Source organism: Streptomyces sp. HUAS YS2, from assembly GCF_033343995.1.
GTDB classification, from domain to species: Bacteria; Actinomycetota; Actinomycetes; order Streptomycetales; family Streptomycetaceae; genus Streptomyces; species Streptomyces solicathayae.
On record NZ_CP137573.1, the window covers coordinates 7,248,949 to 7,268,775 of the forward strand.

General features: G+C 74.4%; 6 protein-coding genes. 5 read left to right on the forward strand and 1 reads right to left on the reverse strand.

The window, feature by feature from the left end:
* Window positions 1-12 precede the first annotated feature (12 nt).
* Window positions 13-2,823 (reverse strand): helix-turn-helix transcriptional regulator, encoded by a 2,811-nt coding sequence (locus R2D22_RS33215; RefSeq protein ID WP_318108822.1) that lies wholly within the window; start codon window positions 2,821-2,823, stop codon window positions 13-15.
* 251 nt (window positions 2,824-3,074) lie between these two features.
* Between R2D22_RS33215 and R2D22_RS33220 the strand changes: the two genes are divergently transcribed.
* The 5 genes from R2D22_RS33220 (at window position 3,075) to R2D22_RS33240 (ending at window position 19,824) form a co-directional block, all read left to right on the forward strand.
* A complete protein-coding gene (locus R2D22_RS33220; protein WP_318108823.1) occupies window positions 3,075-3,764 on the forward strand; it encodes a cupin domain-containing protein in 690 nt (229 codons plus the stop codon).
* Between the two features lie 324 nt (window positions 3,765-4,088).
* Window positions 4,089-5,231: a hypothetical protein gene (locus R2D22_RS33225; RefSeq protein WP_318108824.1), complete on the forward strand. Its 1,143-nt coding sequence runs from the start codon at window positions 4,089-4,091 to the stop codon at window positions 5,229-5,231.
* Window positions 5,228-6,499, forward strand: coding sequence for an MFS transporter (locus R2D22_RS33230; protein WP_318108825.1), 1,272 nt, complete (start codon window positions 5,228-5,230; stop codon window positions 6,497-6,499). Before R2D22_RS33225 ends, R2D22_RS33230 begins: the two co-directional genes overlap by 4 nt.
* Before the next feature lie 48 nt (window positions 6,500-6,547).
* A complete protein-coding gene (locus tag R2D22_RS33235) occupies window positions 6,548-7,087 on the forward strand; it encodes a CYTH domain-containing protein (RefSeq protein WP_318108828.1) in 540 nt (179 codons plus the stop codon).
* Between the two features lie 113 nt (window positions 7,088-7,200).
* Window positions 7,201-19,824 (forward strand): non-ribosomal peptide synthetase/type I polyketide synthase, encoded by a 12,624-nt coding sequence (locus R2D22_RS33240; protein ID WP_318108829.1) that lies wholly within the window; start codon window positions 7,201-7,203, stop codon window positions 19,822-19,824.
* Window positions 19,825-19,827 lie beyond the last annotated feature (3 nt).

The window sequence follows — 19,827 nt, forward strand, 5'->3', positions numbered from 1 at the left end:
GGCGGACGGGCCTCAGAGGAGGCCGAGTTCGCGGGCGCGGCGGACCGCCTCGCCGCGCCGGGTGACGCCCAGCTTGCGGTACAGCGTCTTCAGGTGCGTCTTCACCGTGTTGACCGACAGGTGCAGGTCCGCGGCGATCTCCAGGGTCGTCATGAATTGCGCCAGACGCTCCAGGGCGTCCTGTTCCCGCTCGCTGAGGGGCGTGGTCAGCGGTTCGGGCGGATCCTCCTGCGGCAGGTCCGGGACGGCGCCGTTCCGCGGCAGGACCGGGAGCAGCCAGTCGTGCCCGCGCGCGAGCGCGGGGCGCCGGGCCAGCAGCCGCCACAGCCATGGCCCCGCCTCCAGGAAGGGCCGCCGGAGGTGATGCGGTCGCGCGGCGGCCAGGGCCCGCAGCACCAGGTTCTCCGCGGTGACGGTGTCACCGAGGACGTGGACGGTCTGCGCCCGGGCGAGCAGGACCCGCGCCACCACGGCCGGCCCCTCGCCCCGGCCCTCGGAGAGTCCGTCGAGGATGCCCAGGGCCGCCTCGCCCTGACCGGCCGCCAGGCGCGCCCGGGCCTCGGCGACCCGGCACTCCGCGCCGTGCGGCGGCCGTTTCTCGAAGACCTCGACCGCGGCCTTCGGATCGTCCTCCGCCAGGTGCGCCGCGGCCGTGGCCGTCGTGACGAGGTCGCTCACCCAAGGGGAGCGGTCCACCGGGGCCGTCGTCCGCTCCGCCAGCTCGTCCAGGACGCGCAGCGCCGCCCGGGGATCGCCCTCCGCGTGCAGCAGGCGGGACCGCAACAGGGCCAGCAGGGCGGCGACGACGGGATCGCGCGGTGCGTCCGACCGCGCGGAGGGGGCCGCGCCTCGGTCGAGGTGGTCGTGCGCGGCCGGCAGGTCGTGGCGGTCCATGGCGACGGCGGCCAGGACGAGTTCGGCGGCCCCGCTGCCCGCGAGCTCCGGCAGACCCGCTCGTTCCGTCTCGGCGAGCGCCGCCCGGGCGTGGGACTCGGCACGTCCGGGCCGGCCGTGCAGGAACTCGATCAGCGCGATCCGCCCGAGGGCCTCGTACCGGAACCGGGCCGTCGACGGCCCGTCGCCCTCGGCCATGTCCGAGGACCCCGCGTGCAAGCTCGCAATGTCCGAGGGCGCCCCGTCCAGGGCCGTCGTCTCGACGGTCTCCACCACGGCGGACAGCGTCGCGTGGGCGGCCTCGAAGCGGCCCTCCCACAGCTGGGCCGCGCCGACATCGGTGAGCAGGCCGGCCCGCAGCTCCCGGAACGGTTCCAGCCGGTCGTCGTGGAGGGTGCGCTCGGCCTCCGCCGCGGTCTCGACGGCCGCCTCGGCCATGTCCGCGGAGCCCGTCACCCTGGCGCCGAGCGCTCGCAGCAGCGCGCTGCTCAGCCGTACGGCCGCGGCGTCACGACCGGCACCGACAGGCCCGTCGCGCCCGTCGCCGACGGCCCCGGCGTCCGGCAGGCTCTCCTCCGCCCGGCGCAGGTACGCGAAGCCCAGCTCGACGTCGTGCCGGGTCAGTTCGCGGGCCGCGCGCACCAGGTCCGCGGCAGGTCCTGGCGTGTCGGGCGGCATGCCGGCGAAGAGCCCGTCCAGCCGCCCGGCGTCCGGCCCGTCGAGCAGCCGGCCGATCGCCGGCCCGTCGACCAGCTCGGCGGCGGCCAGCTCCCAGTCGCCCGCCTCGGCCGCGTGGGAGAGGGCCTCGTCGAGCAGCCCGGCCGCGCTCAGCCACGCGGAGGCCGTGCGGTGCAGCTCCGGCTCCAGGCCGGGACTGCGTTCGCGCAGGTGGACCCGCAGGACCTCTGCGAAGAGCGGATTCAGCCGGTACCAGGAGTGTCCGAGGGGTTCGAGGAACGCGTTCGCGCGCAGCAGCTCCGCGAGGACCGGCTCCGCGTCGTCGCGTCCGGTGAGCGCGTCGGCCAGGCCGGGGTGGGTCCGCTCCAGGATGCTGGTGCGCAGCAGCAGGTCCTGTGCCTCGGCGGGCCGTTCGTGGAGCACCTCCGCGAGGAGGAAGTCCGCGAGCGTGCTCCGGCCGGCGTCGAAGTCGCCCAGGAAGTACTCGGGATCGTCGGCCCGCTGCGCCTCCAGGGCGCTCAGCCGCAGTCCGGCCGCCCAGCCGCCGGTACGCTCCGTCAACGCCCGTACCCCGTCCTCGGACAGTGCCAGTCCGTGTGCCGCGACGAGGGCCGCCGCCTCCTCGGTACGGAAGGCCAGGTTGTCGGCGTCGACCTCGATGAACTCGCCGGCGGCCCGGTAGCGGTGCAGCGGCAGCAGCGGCCGCGTCCGGCTGATGACGACCAGGCGGAGGCCGCCGTCCGCGTGGCGCAGCACGAACTGCAGCTCGTCCGCCACCTCCGCCGAGTCGGCCACCCGGTCGAAGTCGTCCAGGACGAGGGTCACCGGCGTCTCGCGGCCGCTCAGCCAGGCCGCCAGACGGGTGAGCAGCGAGTGGTCGACGGCGCCCGCCCGGGACGGGCCGGTGAGGGTGTCGGGCAGCGGGATGCCGTGGCGCCGTACGGCCTCCAGCACATAGGTCCAGAAGACGCCCGGTTCGTTGTCCTCGGGTTCCACGGTCAGCCAGGCCACGGGTCCCGGCGCGTCCGGGCCGGTGATCCAGTCGGCGACCAGGCAGGTCTTGCCCGCGCCGGCCGGTCCCTCGACCAGGGTCAGCGGGGTCCGCGGGCCGGCCGTCAGCTGTGCGACGAGGCGGGGCCTGCGGACGAAGGTCTCCGGGATCACGGGCACGGTGAAGCGCGCGGCGAGCACGGGATCCCCGCCGGGGGTCAGCACCTCCGTGGTGGGATCCCTGCGGTCCCCATCACCCACGGTTCGATCCTCACCCGGGCCGACGGCCGCCGCAACGCGTGAGGGGGCAGCGCGCCGCCGACGCAAGGGGTGCAGAGGGTGAATCATGCGCTTACGTCCCCGTCTGCTCCAGGAACCCCGCGCAGCAGGCCTCCCGCGCCACCGGCCGTGACACCGCCGCCGGGATGCCCGATACCGCCCGGTCCCGGATGAGGATGTCCCGCCGGCGGGACACCTCGCCGCGCCTCGGCAGCCACGAAGGGGAACCATCCGTGCAGGATCTGGCAGCACTCGTCGAGCCGTTGCGCTCGCTCGACTGGGAGGACATGGACGCCGTGGAGGCGGCCAACCGCAAGGTGCTGGAGCGCCTCGACGAGGACCGCGGCTTCGTCCGCCGGGCGCTCGACGAGCTCCCGGACCGGCCGGACCTCCTGGCACTGTGCGAGCACCCCGACGCGGAGGCCACCGCCGGGCTCGGTCAGCAGCTGGACAAGGTCGTGCTGTACGCCGACGAGGAGTCGGGCGTACGGGTGCGGCTGCACGCCTTCTGGTCGGGCTGCTACGACCTGCCCCACAACCACCGCTGGTCCTTCGCGAGCGTCGTTCTCCAGGGAGCGTTCCGGCACACCCTGTACGGGGAGGCCGACGACGTGACGCCGTTGGAGGCGCCCCGGGCGCTGCACGTGCGGCAGGAACGCGCGGGCACCGTGTACGCCCTGCACCACCGGATGCTGCACGCGCTCGTCGCGGAACCCGACACCGTCTCCCTCGTCGTCCGCGGCCCCGCCGCCAAGGACCGGTCCTTCCTGGTGGACCCCGCGACCGGGGAGCGGCTGTGGCACTACGGGGCCGACCAGGAGTCCGCGGAGGAGACGGCGCGCAAGCGGATGACCCCCGCTCACCTGCGGGCGCTCACCGCCAAGTTCGACACTGCCGGCCTGTTCCGTCGACCCCGCCCGTGAAGATCGTTCCGTCCTGCCGGACGGGGCGGCGGAGTCTTTCGGTCCGGGTAACCGCCGACATATGGTTCCGGCGAAACGAGGACGGCGCTCCGGCGGATGGCTCACCGCATCCACCGGAGCAGCCCCTCGATTCCGGTCGTGTCCCGTTCGGATCTCCGAACTCGCACTGAAAAGGGGTGAATTGACATGGGTAAGCTTCCCTCCGACGTGGTCCTCGACATCAACGAGTGACTCACCTGCATCGCCCCTGATTCGTAGAAATCAGGGAGAGGGCTGCGGTCGAATCCGCAGCCCTCACTGCGTCGTCGTACAAGGAAGGCTGGAATGACCGCGACAGGAACCAACGACGCCGAGCACACCTTCGCCGCGGCGGGGCGCCTCGACGCGCCGCTGAGTGCCGAGCAGTTCGCCGAGAAGCTGGACGCGATCCGTGGCCGGGGCACCCGGATGGCCCGTCACATGGCCGCCGAGCAGGGGTTCCGTCGCATCTACACGGGTGGCGCGCCCTTGGCCGGACTGGGCTCGCCGTGCTCCGACATCGACCTGTTCGTCGTGCTCGACGAGGGCGAGGGCGACACCGAGGAGCAACTGTTCTTCGAGGGGCAGCGGGTCGACGTCGAATATCTGAAGCTGCGCGATCTGGAATCCCTGATCGACCGCTTCACCTCCTTCACGGCGACCTCCTCCGACGCCGAGCAGATCGGATTCGCGAGCCGTTCCAGGCTCGACCGGGTCACCCGGTTCCTGCTCAGCGAGATCGTCGTGGACGACGGCGAACTCGACCGCCTGCACAGGAAACTGACGGCCGCCGGCAGTGAGTTCCGGAAACTCCTCATATCCCGTCATGCGCAGGACGCGCAGAATGCCGCGGAGGACGTCTCCGGCGCCGTGCTCAACGGCGATCTGCAGTCCGCCGAGTACCAGTCGCGGGAAATGGTCTACTTCGCCGCGGAGGCCTATCTTTGCGCCGCCGGCGACCTGTACGTCAACACCAAGTGGCTCTGGGCGAAATGGGCGCGCACCTTCGGTGACGGCGGCCCGCAGGACGCGGAGCTGTCCGCGGTGATCCGGGACCTCGGTCTGCCGGACCCGGCGGACGCCGTCGCCCGCAACATCTGGCTCGCGCAGGACCTCCTGGCCATGGCCGCCACAGGCTACCGGTACGCCCCGGTCACCGGCCCCCGGCCGGCGCACACCCGCCGCAACCCCCGCTACACGCTGCTCCCCTTCTCGGACGGCTTCGTCGTCACCCAGCAGGTCGGCGCCGGCGTGGAGCTGAGCCGCGAGGGCGTCCTGCTGTGGGGCGTCGCCCACGGCCGGCCCCGGGCCGACGCCGCGACGACGGCCCGGAAGATCATGTCCGAGCAGGGCCTGGACGTAGGCGAGGACGACGTCCTCGCCTACTACGACAGCCTCGTCGCACGGGAACTGATCGTCCCGTCCCGCGCGGACGCCGACGACTCGTGAACTCGTCCGCCGCGCGGCGCGAGGTGTTCCGCAACCGTGACTTCCGCCGCTTCTGGGCGGCGGTCACGGTCGCGGGCGCCGGCGCCCACGTCACGGTCCTCGCCCTGCCGCTGACCGCCGTCACGTTGCTCGACGCCGACGCCGCGCAGCTCGGGCTGCTCACCGCCGCCCACCTCGTGCCGACCCTGTTCATGACGCCGATCGCCGGCGTCGTCAGCGACCGGTACTCGCCCCGGCTGGTCAACGCCCTCTGCGACCTCGTGCGCGGCGTACTGCTGCTCGGCGTCCCGCTGCTCGCCGCGCTGGACCTGCTCAGCCTGGGGCCGCTGTACGTGCTCAGCGCGCTGACGGGCTGCCTCGCCGCGCTCGGCGACGTCGCCCACCACTCGATGCTGCCGCAGATCGTCCCGCAGCAGCAGATCGTCGCGGGCAACGCCGCCGTCAACGCCAGCTACTCGGTCACCGACGTCGCCGGCCCCGGCCTCGCCGGACTTCTCGTGCAGACGCTCACCGCGCCCTACGCGATCCTGATGGACGCGGTCGGCTTCCTGGTCTCCGGCGGCCTCATCGCCTCGCTGAAGCCCCGCGCCGCCGAGCGTCCGCCCGTCCGGGAGAAGTGGCGGGCGATGGTCGTCGACGGATTCCGGTTCCTGCTCCGGTCCAAGCCGCTGCTCATGCTCGGGCTCTCGGGCGGCGTGGCCAACCTGTTCATCCAGGCGTACCTGACGATCTTCGTGCTCTACGCCGTCGACACCCTGGACTTCTCGCCGCTCCAGATCGGCCTGCTGTACGCGGTCGGCGCCGTCGGCGGCGTCGGCGGCGCGGCGGTCTCCGATCGTCTGGGCACGGTGCTCACCCGCGTCGGCGCGATGACCGCCGGCAACGTGCTCGTGGGCGTCGGCATGGTCCTGGTCGCGGCGAGCGCGGTGTTCGTCGCGGGGCTGACGCGCGGCGCGGTCTGCGCCGCGGGCATCGGCCTGTACTCGGCGGGCCTCGGCATCTACAACGTGCACTCCATGAGTGCACGTCAGCAGATGTGCCCGCCGGAGAAGCTCGGCCGCGTCACCGCCGGGTACCGCCTGCTGTCCCACGGCTCGCTGCCGCTGGGCTCGCTCGTCGGCGGCTTCAGCGCCCAGTGGTTCGGCCAGGGCCGGACCATCGTGCTGGCCGGCGGCTGCCTCGTGCTGTGGATGGGCCTGGTCTGGCTCACCCCGCTGCGCCGGCTCAACGACCCCCTGGACCGGGAGGCGACCCCCGCCGCCGCATAGCGGCGCGCCGGCGACCCGTCCCGGCCCGTCCCGAGGAATGGAGTTCCCGTGGTACCCCTGGAGATCGAGCGCAAGTTCCTGGTACGGGAGGGCTGGAGCATCCCGGAGGGCAGCACCCGCGTGGTGATCCGGCAGGCCTACCTGACCGACGCCGAGTCGAACATCGAGGTCCGGCTCCGGGCCAAGGACGACGCGTTCCTCATGACGGTCAAGGCCCCCCGGTCCGACGGCGGCCCGTCGGTGAACGTCCGCCAGGAGGTCGAGTTCCCGGTTCCGCAGACGGTCTTCGACCAGCTCTGGGAGCTCGCCCCCGACCGGCTCGACAAAGAGCGCTGGACCGTCGCCCTCGACGCGGCGGGCACCACCGCCTCGGTGGACGTCTACACCGGCGTCCTCGCGGGACTCAGGGTCGTCGAGATCGAGTTCGACGACGTCGAGCAGGCCCGCGACTTCATCGTCCCCGACTGGTTCGGCGAGGACGTGACCGGCCGCGCCGAATGGGGCAACCGGCAGCTCAGCCGCGGCGTCCCGCCGGTCGTCGACCCGGTCGCGGGCACCACCTCCGCGCCGCCCGCCGTGCGGGACTGACCCCCGAGAGCGACCGACGCCGGACGTACGCGGCCGTCCCCCGCGTACGTCCGGCCGGCACCACACCCGCCGCCGTCCCCCGAGCCGTCGAAACGAAAGCGCGCCGCCCCGCCATGCCCGATCACGAGCAGTACGCCGCATCTCCCGAACAACAGCGGGTGTTCGTCCTCGACCGCCTGGAACCCGGCAGCGCCGCGCTCCACGTGCATCGGGCGCTGCTGCTCACCGGACCCCTCGCGGAGACCGGACTGCGGCAGGCCCTGCACCGGGCGACGGCCCGGCACGAGATCCTCCGCACCGTCCTGCGGGCCGACGCAGGGCGGCCGGTGCAGCAGGTGCTTCCCGCGCCCGAACCCGACCTCTCCTTCGAGGACGCGACGGGGACCGATGACCCCCACGCGCCCCACGTACGGGAGCTCGTCGAGGCGTTCACCGCCCGGCCCTTCGACCTCGGCACCGGCCCGTTGTGGCGGGTGCTCCTCGTCCGCCTCTCCGGCGACCGCCGTGTGCTGGTGCTCTCCATGCACACCGCGGTGGCGGACGCCGAGACGCTGCTGCACGTCCTCCGGGAGATCCTGGAGCCCCGGCCCGCCCTGGACGGGGAGCCGGGCGGCGGCACGCCCCGCCCGTACCGGGAGTACGCGGCCGGACGGCACGCCCCGGACCGGGCCGCGGCGGACCGTCGTACGGAGCTCCCGGCCGACCGGGCCGGCGGAGAACCGGAGCCGAGCGTGCTGCCCGTGTTCCGCCCGCGACCCCCCGAGAGCACCGGCCGCGCCACGTCCCACCGCCAGGTGCTGACCGCGGCCAGGGCCGCCCGGGCCGAGCTGCTCGCCGAGCGGCTCGGCTGCCCGCTCTCCACCGTGCTGACCGCGGCCTTCGCCGTCCTGCTCCGCCGCTACGGCACCACGGCCGAGGCGACCTTCGGCCGGACGGTTCGGACCCGTGGGTCCGACGCCGCGCGCCCGCTGCTCGGTCCCCGCGGCGGCGTCGCCGTGCTGCGGCTGCCGATCGGCGAGGACGACTCCTTCGAGGCGGTGGTCCGGCGGACGGACGAGGCGGCGTACGCACGGGACGCGGAGACCGCCGCCGACGGCACCCCGCTCTTCCGGGTCCTGTTCGACTCCGAGCTGGAACTGCCCCCGGTCGGCAGTCTGCCCCGGCCCGACGGGCTCGCCGTGGCGGAGTACGAGGTCCCGGCCGCGTACGTCCACCACGACCTGCGCGTCACCGCCCGGCGCCTCGACGGGGGCATCGCGCTCGACTGGGCCGCGCACGCCGCACTCCACGAACCGGAGACGGTCGCGCGGGCGGCGCACCAGCTCGACCGCCTGCTCGCCACCGCCCTCGCCCGGCCCGGCGACACCGTGGCCACGCTGCTGAGCCTGGCCGCCGACGAGGAGCAGGACGCGCTCGAAGCACAGTGGTGGAACACGACCCGTACGCCGTACCGCCGGGTCGCCGTCCACCGCCTGGTCGAGGAGCAGGTCGCACGCACCCCCGACGCCGTCGCCGTCGAGTGCGGCGAGACCCGGCTCCGCTACGCGGAACTCGACCGGAGCGCGGACCGCCTCGCCGCGCGGCTGAGCGGGGCGGGCGCCGCGCCGGGGGACATGGTCGGCCTCTGCCTCGACCGGTCCGCCGAACAGGTCGTCGCGGTGCTCGCCGTCCTGAAGGCCGGCTGCGTCGTCGTCCCGCTCGACGCGGCCTACCCGCCGGAGCGCCTGGCCTTCATGATCGAGGACGCCGGGGTACGCGTCCTGATCACGGACGACGCGGTGTCGGACCGCGACCCGGTGCTCGCCGAGCTGTTCGCCGGGCTGACCCTCGTACGGCCGGACACGGAGCCGGACGTGGCGGCGACGAAGTACTCCACGGACGCGGCGGAGTCCGAGGACGGGCCTCTTCCGGTGGCGGAGGTTTCGGCCGAGGCGCTCGCGTACTGCATCTACACCTCCGGCTCGACGGGCCGGCCCAAGGGCGTCCTGGTGGACCACGCCGCCCTCGCCAACCTCGTCGCCTGGCACCGCGAGGCGTGGCTCGCCGAGCCCGGCACCCGTACGCTCCTCTACTCGCCCATCAGCTTCGACGTCGCCTTCCACGAGATCCTCGCGGGGCTCTGCACGGGCGCGACGCTGGTCCAGGTCGACGAGGACACCCGGCGCAACCCGATGGCGCTGCTCGACTTCGTCCGCGGCCGGCGCGTCGAGAAGTGGTACATGCCGTTCGTGACCCTGCAGCAGATCGCGCAGGCCGCCCGCACCGCTCCGGCGCCGACCGACCTCCGCGAACTGATCGTCGGCGGCGAGGTGTTGCGGATCACCCCGGAGATCCGCGAGTTCGCCCGCCGGAGCGGCTGCGTGATCCACAACCACTACGGGTCGACCGAGTGCATCGACGTCGCCACCCACACCCTCGCCGGCGACCCCGGTGACTGGCCGGACGTCGTCCCCGTCGGCCGCGCGACCGTGCACAACATGAACCTCTACATCCTCGACGAGGCGCTCCGGCCGCTCCCGGTCGGCGCGACCGGGGAGATCTACGCGGAGGGCGACAGCCTCGCCCGCGGTTACCACCGCCGGCCGGAACTGACCGCGGAACGGTTCACCCCCAGCCCGTTCGGCGTCCAGGGCAGGCGGCTCTACCGGATGGGCGACCTAGGCCGGTACCGCCCGGACGGCACGATCGAGTGCCTGGGCCGGGCCGACAACCAGGTGAAGATCCGCGGCTTCCGGGTCGAACCGAGCGAGGTCGAGGCCGTCCTCGCGGAGCACCCCGCCGTCGCCGAGTGCGTCGTCGCTGCCAAGGCGGGCGCCCAGGGGCGCACCCGGCTGATCGCGTACGTCGTGCTGCGGGACGGCGACGCGGACGGCACGATGCCCGACCGCATCCGGGCGAGCCTGACGGACCGGCTCCCCGACCACATGGTGCCCACGGCCGTCCTCGCGCTCGACGCCCTGCCGCTCACCCCGAGCGGCAAGGTGGACGTCCGCGCGCTGCCGGACGGCCGGGCGGACGTCCGGCAGGCGCGGGGCGGAGGCTCGGACCGCCTGTCCGGCCTGCGGGAGTCCGTGGCGCGGATCTGGGCCGAGCTCCTCGAACTCCCGGACGTCGACCGGGGCAGGAACTTCTTCGAACTGGGCGGCGACTCCGTCCTGCTCGTGCAGGCGCACCAGCGGATCGAGAGCGCCCTCGGCAGGGAGCTGCCCGCCGTGGCGCTGTTCCGCCACCCCACCGTCGACGCGCTGGCCCGCTTCCTGGAGGGGTCGGAGCCCCGGCCCGAGGAAGCGCCGACGTCCGTCCGGACGCCCGCGCCCGCACCTGAGCCCGGGCCCGGGCCCGCGACCGTGCCTGGGCCCGCGAACGACGACGCCGTCGCCGTCATCGGCATGGCCTGCCGCGTCCCCGGCGCCCGCGACCTCACCGAGTTCTGGGCCAACCTCCGGGACGGCGTCGAATCCGTCCGGACCCTGCCGGACACCGAGCTGTTCAGGCTGGAGCAGGACGGAACGGGCGATCCGCGCTTCGTCCCGGCGGTCGCCGCCGTCGCGGACGCGGACCGCTTCGACGCCGCCTTCTTCGGCTACAGCCCCGCCGAGGCGGCGGTGATCGACCCCCAGCAGCGCCTGTTCCTCGAATGCGCCTGGGAGGCCGTCGAGAACGCCGGCATCGACCCCCGGCAGGGCAGGACCGGCGTCTACGCGGGCGCCGCCCTCAGCACGTACCTGGTCAACAACGTGCTCCCGGCGAAGCTCGGCTCGCGTACCTTCCTGAGCCACCGCCACTTCGACGAGCCCACCGAGCTGCGCATCGAACAGGGCAACGCGAGCGACCATCTGGCCACCCGCGTCTCGTACAAGCTCGATCTGCGCGGCCCGGGCGTCAATGTGCAGTCGACCTGCTCGACCTCGCTGGTCGCCGTGCACCTGGCCTGCCGGGCCATCCGGGCCGGTGACTGCGACACGGCCCTGGCGGGCGGCGTGTCCGTCATCACTCCGCAGAACACCGGCTATCTGTGGCGCGACGGCATGATGCTCTCGCCCGACGGGCACTGCCGGGCCTTCGACGCCCGCGCGGCCGGCACGGTCTTCGGGAACGGGCTGGGCGTCGTGGTGCTGAAGCGGCTGTCCGCGGCGCTCGCCGACGGCGATCACATCCACGCCGTCGTCAGGGGATCGGCCGTCAACAACGACGGCGCGGGCAAGGTCGACTACACCGGACCGAGCGTCGCCGCCCAGGCCGACGTCATCGCCGAGGCCCACCGCGACGCGGGCGTGCGCGCCGACGAGATCTCGTACGTGGAGGCCCACGGCACCGGCACCCGGCTCGGTGACCCGATCGAGATCGCCGGGCTGACCGAGGCGTTCCGCCGCAGCTCCCGGCGCGACGGCGCGTACTGCGCCATCGGCTCGGTCAAGACCAACATCGGGCACCTGGACGAGGCGGCCGGCGTGGTGGGCCTCATCAAGACGGCGCTCAGCCTGCAGCACCGGATGCTGCCCCCGAGCCTGAACTTCACCGAGGCCAACCCGCTGGCCGGGCTGGCGGAGAGCCCGTTCCGCGTCAACTCCGAACTCCGCGCGTGGTCGTCACCCGACGGCGTCCCGCGCCTGGCCGGCGTGAGCTCGTTCGGCATGGGCGGCACGAACTGCCACGTCGTCCTGGAGGAGCCGCCCGCCGTCGCGGCACCGGAGCCGTCGGTGCACGAGCGCGGCGCGCATCTGCTGCCGCTCTCGGCGCGCTCGACGCAGGCGCTGCGCGACGGCGTACGCCGCCACCTGGACTGGTTGTCGGGGCGCGACGACCGGGAGTTCGCCGACATGTGCCACACCGCCGCGACGGGCCGGCGGCACTTCGACCGGCGGGTCGCCGTCCTGGCCGCCGGCGCCGACAGCGCCCGCGCCCAGCTCGCCGGGATGCTGGCCGCCCCGGACCTCGGCACGCTCGTGTCCCGGGCCGACGAGGGCCGGCAGCCGCAGATCGGGTTCCTGTTCACCGGGCAGGGCGCGCAGTACGCGGGGATGGGCGGCCGCCTGTACCGCACCCAGCCGGTGTTCCGGGCCGCCGTCGACGAGTGCGACGCCATCCTGCGGACGCTCACCGGTCGGTCCGTCGTCCCGCTGGTGGACGGCGCCGACCCCGACGGCCTCCTCGCCGACACCTCCGACGCGCAGCCCGCGCTCTTCACCGTCGGGTACGCGCTCGGCCGCCTCTGGGAGTCCTGGGGCGTACGACCCGACGTGCTCCTGGGCCACAGCCTCGGCGAGTACGTGGCGGCCTGCCTGGCGGGCGTGTTCGGCCCGGAGGACGCGCTGAGGCTGGTCACCGCCCGCGCCCGGCTGATGGGCGGCCTGCCGCGCGAAGGGGCGATGGCCCAGGTCCACGCGGCCGTCGAGCGGGTGACGCCGCACCTGGTGGACCACGGCGACACCGTCTCGGTCGCCGCCGTCAACGCGCCCGACCTCACGGTGCTCTCGGGGAACGCCGACGTGCTCGACTCCCTCTGCCGGGAGCTGCGCGCGGCGGGCGTCGACACCGTCGCCCTCAACACCTCGCACGCCTTCCACTCCCCGCTGATGCGGCCGATGCTCGACGCCTTCCGGGCGGTGGCCGAAGGCATCCGGTACGACGCACCGAAGACGGACCTGGTGTCGACCGTCACCGGCGAGCCGGTCGGGCCGGGCGAGATGGAGACGGCCGACTACTGGGTCCGCCAGGTCACCGCTCCCGTCCTGTTCGCCCCCGCGGTGCGGGCGGCGTACCGCCTCGGGGTGCGCGCCTTCGTCGAACTGGGCCCGAAGCCCACACTCGTCGGGCTCGGACGGGCCTGCCTGACCGACCCGGAGCTGCTCTGGCTGCCCAGCCTGACGCCGCGCGACCCGGAGGCCGTCCTCGGGGCGTTCCGCGCACTCCACCTGGCCGGCGTGCCGGTCGACTGGGTGGGCTTCGAGGCACCGTTCCCGCGCCGGCGGGTGCCGCTGCCCGCGTACGCCTTCCAGCGCGAGCGCCACTGGGTCGGGACCCGACCGGCCGGCTCGCCCGAACCGCCCCCTGCCGGCGCCACGCCCGCACCGGCCTTCGAACTGGCCTGGGACCGGCTGGAGTCGGTGGCGGAGGGCTCGACCCTCGTACGCCGCTTCGTACTGGTCGGCGCGGCCGACGGACTCGCCGGCCGCCTCGCCGAGAAGCTGCGCGGGCACGGTCATGAGGCGCGCGTCGAGGCGGTCCCGCCGGGCGGTCCCGGCGGTCCGGGGGAGCTGCGGGTCGTCTTCGTACCCGAGCCGTCCTTCGGCGAGGACCCCTCGCGCGCTGCGGAACGCGTCCTGGCGGAGGCGCGGGAGCTCCTGGCGAGCGTCGCCGAGGTGCCGGTGGTCCGGCAGCTGTGGTTCGTGACGCGCGAGAGCGCGCTCGGCACGCCCGCCTCGGAAGGTGAGCTGGCGCTGTCCGGACTCCCCGCGCTCGCACGGACGATCGGCCGGGAGCACCCCGAACTCGACTGTGTGTCCGTGGCGGTGAGCGCCGAACCCGGAGCGGCCGATCTCGCGGCCTTCGTACGGCTGTTGGTCCACGGAGCGCCCGGCGGCGAGGAGGAACTCGCCGTCCACGACGGGCACGTGCACCGGCCCCGGCTGCGGCCGTGGAACGGCGCCCCGTCGGCCGGCGGGCCCGGCGACGGCGGTGGTCTGCCGGTCCGCCCCGACGGCGTCTACCTGATCACCGGCGGCACCGGCGCCCTCGGCCTACGCGTCGCCCTGGACATCGCCCGCGGGCGGCCCCGCCGGGTCGTCCTGGTCGGCAGGACGGGCCGACCCCCGGTCGACGACCCGCTCTGGGCCGAGCTCGTGGCGACCGGCACCCGCGTGGACCGCGTGCGTGCCGACGTCGCCGACGAGGAGGCGATGCGCCGGGTCGTCGACGACTGCGGCCCTGATCTCCGCGGTGTCGTCCACTGCGCAGGCACCCTCGACGACGGCATCCTGCTGCGCCAGACCACCGAGCGCTGCGCCGCGGTGCTCCGGCCGAAGGCGGCCGGAGCCTGGAACCTGCACCGCCACACCCAGGACCGGCCGCTGGACTTCTTCGTCCTGTTCTCCTCGCTCGCCACCCGCATCGGCTATGCCGGGCAGGGCAGTTACGCGTACGCCAACGGCTTCCTGGACGCCCTCGCACGGCACCGCGCGCGGCTCGGGCTGCCGGCGCTCGCCGTCAGCTGGGGGAGCTGGGCCGGCTCCGGCATGTCGGCCCGGCTCGCCGAGGAGCACCAGGAGCGGCTGCGCGACGCCGGCGAGACGCCGCTCCCGCCGGACGCGGCGCTCGCCGCGCTCGCCGCTCTGACACGCGGCGGCCCGGCCCATGCCACCGTCGCCGACCTGGACAGCGACGCCCTCTCCGCCGTACGGACCGACCGGGCGACGGCCCGCCGTCGCACGGCGGGAGAGGACGGCCGGTCCCAGGGCCCCACGCCCGACGCCCCGTTCGCGGCGCGGCTGCTCCGGACGCCGCCGGAAGCGGCGCGCCGACTGCTGCGGGCCACCGTCACGGCGACGGTGGCCGAGGTGCTGACCGGCGACGCCGAGGGGCCGGTCGACCCGGTCCGGGGCTTCACCGAGCTGGGCATGGACTCCCTGGGAGCCCTGGAGCTGCGCGGCCGGCTGCACGGCGTGCTCGGCACACCGCTGCCCGCCACGCTCGCCTTCGACCACCCATGCCTCGACGCGCTCGTACGGCACCTGGAGGAGCGGCACTTCGGCGCGGAGATCGCGGCGGAGGCCGACGAGCCCCGCGACGAGCACGTGGACGAGGGCGCCGCACCCCTGGACGTACGAGGGACCGACGCCGAGGGCCGGCCCGACCGGCACCGGCCCGACCGGTACCTGCCCGCCGACGAGGCCGTCGCGATCATCGGCATGGCGTGCCGGTTCCCCGACGCGAACTCGCCCGAGGAGTTCTGGCGGCTCCTCGCCGAGGGCCGGGACGCGGTGCGCGACATCCCGGGGGAGCGCTGGGACAGCGACCGGCTGTACGACGAGGACCCGGACGCGCCGGGCCGGACCTACGTCCGCCGCGCGGCCCTGCTCGACGACGTGGACCGCTTCGACGCCGCGTTCTTCGGGATCTCACCCCGCGAGGCGGCCTGCATGGACCCGCGGCACCGGCTGCTCCTGGAGGAGACCTGGAGCGCGATCGAGTCCGCCGGCATCGACCCGGACACGCTGCGCGGCGGGGACACGGCCGTGTACCTCGGCTGCGACGAGTTCACCAACGACCACTTCCGGCAGGCGGCGCCGCGGCTCGGTCACGAGCCCTACATCTCCACGGGCACCACGCTGAGCTTCGCGGCCGGCCGGCTGTCCTACAAGCTCGGGCTGCACGGGCCCAGCATGGTCGTCGCGACCGCGTGCTCGTCCTCGCTCGTGGCCCTGCACTCGGCGGTGCGGGCGATCCGCCAGGGCGAGTGCGGCACGGCCGTGGTCGGGGCGGCGAAACTGCATCTCGCCCCCGAGGAGACCGTGCAACTGTGCAGACTGCGGGTGCTGGCGCCCGACGGCCGCTCCAAGGCGTTCTCCGCCGACGCGGACGGTTTCGGCCGCGGCGAGGGCGGCGCGGTGGTCCTGCTGAAGCGCCTCGACCGGGCGGTCGCCGACGGCGACCCCGTCCTGGCGGTGATCCGCGGTACCGCGGTCAACCACGACGGCCCCAGCGCCGGTCTGACCGTGCCGAACGGCGGCGCGCAGGCGCGCCTGCTCACCCGGGCGCTGGCGGACGCCCGCCTGGAGGCGGAGGACGTGACGTACGTCGAGGCGCACGGCACCGGCACCCCGCTCGGCGACCCGATCGAGCTCCACGCGCTCGCCGAGGCCCTCGGCAAGCGCACGGAGCCGCTGCGGATCGGCTCGGTCAAGGCCAACATCGGCCACCTGGAGGAGGCCGCGGGGCTCGCCGGGGTCATCAAGGTGGTGCTCGCGCTGCGGCACGGAGTCGTCCCGCCGCAGATCCACTGCGACCGGCTCAGCACCGCCGTGGACTGGGACGGCCTGCCGCTCGCGGTCGAGCACGCGGCCACGCCGTGGCCCGCGGGCGCCCCGCGGATCGCCGGCGTGAGCTCCTTCGGGGCCAGCGGGACCAACGCCCATGTCCTGGTCGAGGCCGCCCCGGGGCCGGTCCCGGGGACGCGCCCGGCCGGCGGCGACGCCCGCGACGTCTTCCCCTTCTCCGCCCGCGACGAGGCCGATCTCGCGGCGTCCGTACGGCAGTTCACCGAGGCCCTCGCGGAACCGGGAGCCCCCACGGATCCGGCCGAGGTCGCCTACACCCTCCAGACCGGACGGAAGCGGCACCGGATCCGGCTCGCCGTCGTGGCGCCGGACCTGGACGCGCTGCGCGATCGCCTCGCGGAGTTCCTGCGCGGCGGGGCCCAGGGACCGGACGTCTTCCGCGGCGAGGCGCCCGCCGCCGGTACGGCGGTCCCGGCCGCGCCGACGGGCGCCGGGGGCCCGGCCGCCCTGGCCGCCGCGTGGTGCGCGGGCCAGGACGTCGACTGGGCGGCCGCCCACGGGCCGGGTGTTCCGCGCCGCGTCCCGCTCCCCTCCTACCCGTTCAAGCGCGTCCGTGTCCGGATCGTCGAAAGCGAGGCCCCACCGGTGTCGTCCCTCCCGGTCCTGCCCGCGCAGCCCCCTGCCCAGGCCGTTCCCGAACCGGCGCCGCCGACGCCGTTGCCGCACGACACCACGCACCTCACCGACGTGGGCGACGCCCTGCGCGCGCACGTGGCGCAGCTCCTCGGGATGCGGACCCAGGACCTGTCCGACACCGACCGCTTCGACGAACTGGGCGCGGACTCCCTGACGTTCATGCGCGTCAGCCAGTTCGTCCGGGAGCGGTTCCAGGTGGTGCTCGCCTTCCAGCAGCTCTTCGAGGAGGCGACGACGCTGCACGACCTGGCGGTCCTCGTGGCCGGCCGGTCGACGCAGACGCCGGCCGCCGCGCCCGAACCGGTCACACACCGGCCCGCCGCTCCCCCGGCCCCGGAGGAGCCGACCACCCCCGCCTTCCGGTCCGGGCCCAGCGCGCTCGGCGGCGGCGCGGGCGTCGTCGCCCGCCCGCCGGCCTCGGAGACTCTGACGCCCCGTCAAGAGCGTTTTCTCGTCGACCTCGTCGAGCGCTACGCGGCGCGGACCCCCGGGTCCAAGGCCGAGGCGGAGCGCGAGCGGCCGTTCCTGACCAACTGCCGGATGCCTCCCTTCCAGCCGCTGTGCAAGGAGATCGCGTACCCGATCGTGGTCGAGCGCTCGTCGGGGTCCCGGTTCCGGGACATCGACGGGAACGACTACCTCGACATCTCGATGGGCTACGGCGTCCATCTCTTCGGCCACCGGCCCGACTTCGTCACCGACGCGCTGCGCGGCCAGCTCGAGGACGGGTTCCACATCGGCCCGCAGGCCCGGCAGGCCGGGCAGGTCGCCCGGCTGCTGTGCGAGGTCACCGGCATGTCCCGGGCGGCGTTCTGCAACTCCGGCACCGAGGCCGTGATGGCCGCGCTCCGCTTCGCGCGCGCCGCGACGGGCCGCACCCGCTTCGTGATGTTCGAGGGCTCGTACCACGGCTGGTCCGACCAGACGCTGGCCCTGCCCGCCGGAACCCGCAACTCCCTGCCGATGGCACGCGGCATCGGCGTCGGCCCGATGGACGACGTCGTCGTCCTCGAGTACGGCACGGCGGAGAGCCTCGCCACGATCCGGGAGCTGGCCGGCGACCTCGCGGCCGTGCTCGTCGAACCCGTGCAGAGCCGCCGTCCCGACCTCCGGCCCGTCGACTTCCTGCGGGAGTTGCGGGAGATCACCGCAGGGGCGGGCACCGCGCTGATCTTCGACGAGGTGATCACCGGCTTCCGGGTCCACCCCGGCGGCGCCCAGGCGTGGTCCGGGGTCTCGGCCGACCTCGTGACGTACGGGAAGATCCTCGGCGGCGGCATGCCGATCGGGGCGGTGGCCGGCCGGGCCGCGTTCATGGACACCGTGGACGGCGGCCAGTGGAACTTCGGTGACGACTCGCGGCCCACGACGCCGACCACGTTCTTCGGCGGGACGTTCAACAAGAACCCGCTGACGATGGCCGCCGCCCACGCGGTGCTGACCCGGGTGCGGGAGGAGGGCCCCGAGCTCCAGTCCGCCCTCGCCGAGAACGTGACCCGACTCGCGGAGGACTTCAACGCCTTCTGCCGGCGTGAGGGCTTCCCGCTGCGGATCGTGCACTTCTCCTCGATGTTCCGCTTCATCGGCGAGGGGGAGTACAGCCTCCAGCGTTTCCCGCTGGCGATCGACCTGTTCTTCCATCTGCTGGCGCTCAAGGGGATCTACGTCCTGGAGACCCGGGTCTGCTTCCTCTCCACCGCCCACGCCCCGGACGACGTGCGGCTGATCGCCGAGACGGCGAAGGACTGCCTCACCGAACTGCGCGCCGGCGGCTTCTTCCCGCCCCCGCCCGCCCCGGCCGCGCCCGCCCCGGCCGCGCCCGCCCCGGTCCCCGTCGCAGGAGCGTCCCGGACCGCGAGCCGCCTGGTGGACGACGTCCGGCTCGGGGCCGACTTCACGGTCCCGCGCGACACCGTGACCGGCCCGCCGCGCGACGTGCTCCTCACCGGCGCCACCGGCTTCCTCGGCGGGTACCTCGCCCTGGACCTGCTGCGGCACACCTCGGCGCGGGTGCACTGTCTGGTCCGGGCGGACGACGCACAGCACGCCAGGCAGCGGGTGCTGGAGCGGCTCGCGGAACTCGGCGGCGTGGACGAGGCCGAGCGCGCCCGCGTGGTCGGCGTCCCGGGCGATCTCGCCGCCCCCGGGCTCGGACTCGACGACGCCGCCCGGCGGGCGCTCGCCGAACGCATCGACGCCGTCCACCACAACGGTGCCCAGGTCAACTCCCTGCTGCCCTACGACCGTTTGCGGCCCGTCAACGTGGAGGCGACCCGTGAACTCCTGCGTCTCGCGGCGACCGGCCTGGCCAAGCCGTTCCACTACGTGTCGACCGATGCCGTCTTCGACGCCTACGGCTACCTGCGGCAGGCGACGATCTACGAGGACGAGCCGCTGACCCACGGGGACAGCCAGTTCGGCGGCGGGTACGCGGAGACGAAGTGGGTGGCCGAGAAGCTGGTCGAGCAGGCGCGCGCCGCCGGACTGCCCGCCTCCGTCTACCGTCCCGGCGCCATCACCGGAGCGGTCGCCGGCGGCTGCGGACAGCCCGGGGACTTCCTCAACCGCTTCATCCGGGGCATCGTCCGGATGGGTGTCTGCCCCGAGATGGACGCGACCGTCGACGCGGCCCCCGCGGACTACGTCTCCCGGATGATCGTGGAACTCTCCCGGTCGGAGCCCGCCGGGGGGACGTACCACCTGACGCACCCCGACCCGCTGCCCTACGACGCGTTCGTCGGCGTGCTCCGCGGCGCGGGCTTCCCGCTGGACGTCGTGCCGCTGCACCGCTGGGAGGCCCTGCTGGGCGAGGTGCGGTACGAGGACGACAACCCGCTCTACCCGCTGCTGCCTCTGTTCACCGAGTCCACCGATCCGGTCTTCCGCCGCGCCCGGCTCGACGTACGGCGGGCCCGTGCCGGGGCGCCGGCCGTGACCGCGTCCTGCCCGTCGCTGCGCGAGCTGCTGCCCCGCTACCTGGAGCGCTTCGCCGCCGAGGGCCTGCTGCCACGGGCCTCGGGACGGCCGCGCGGGACGGAGGGCTGAGCG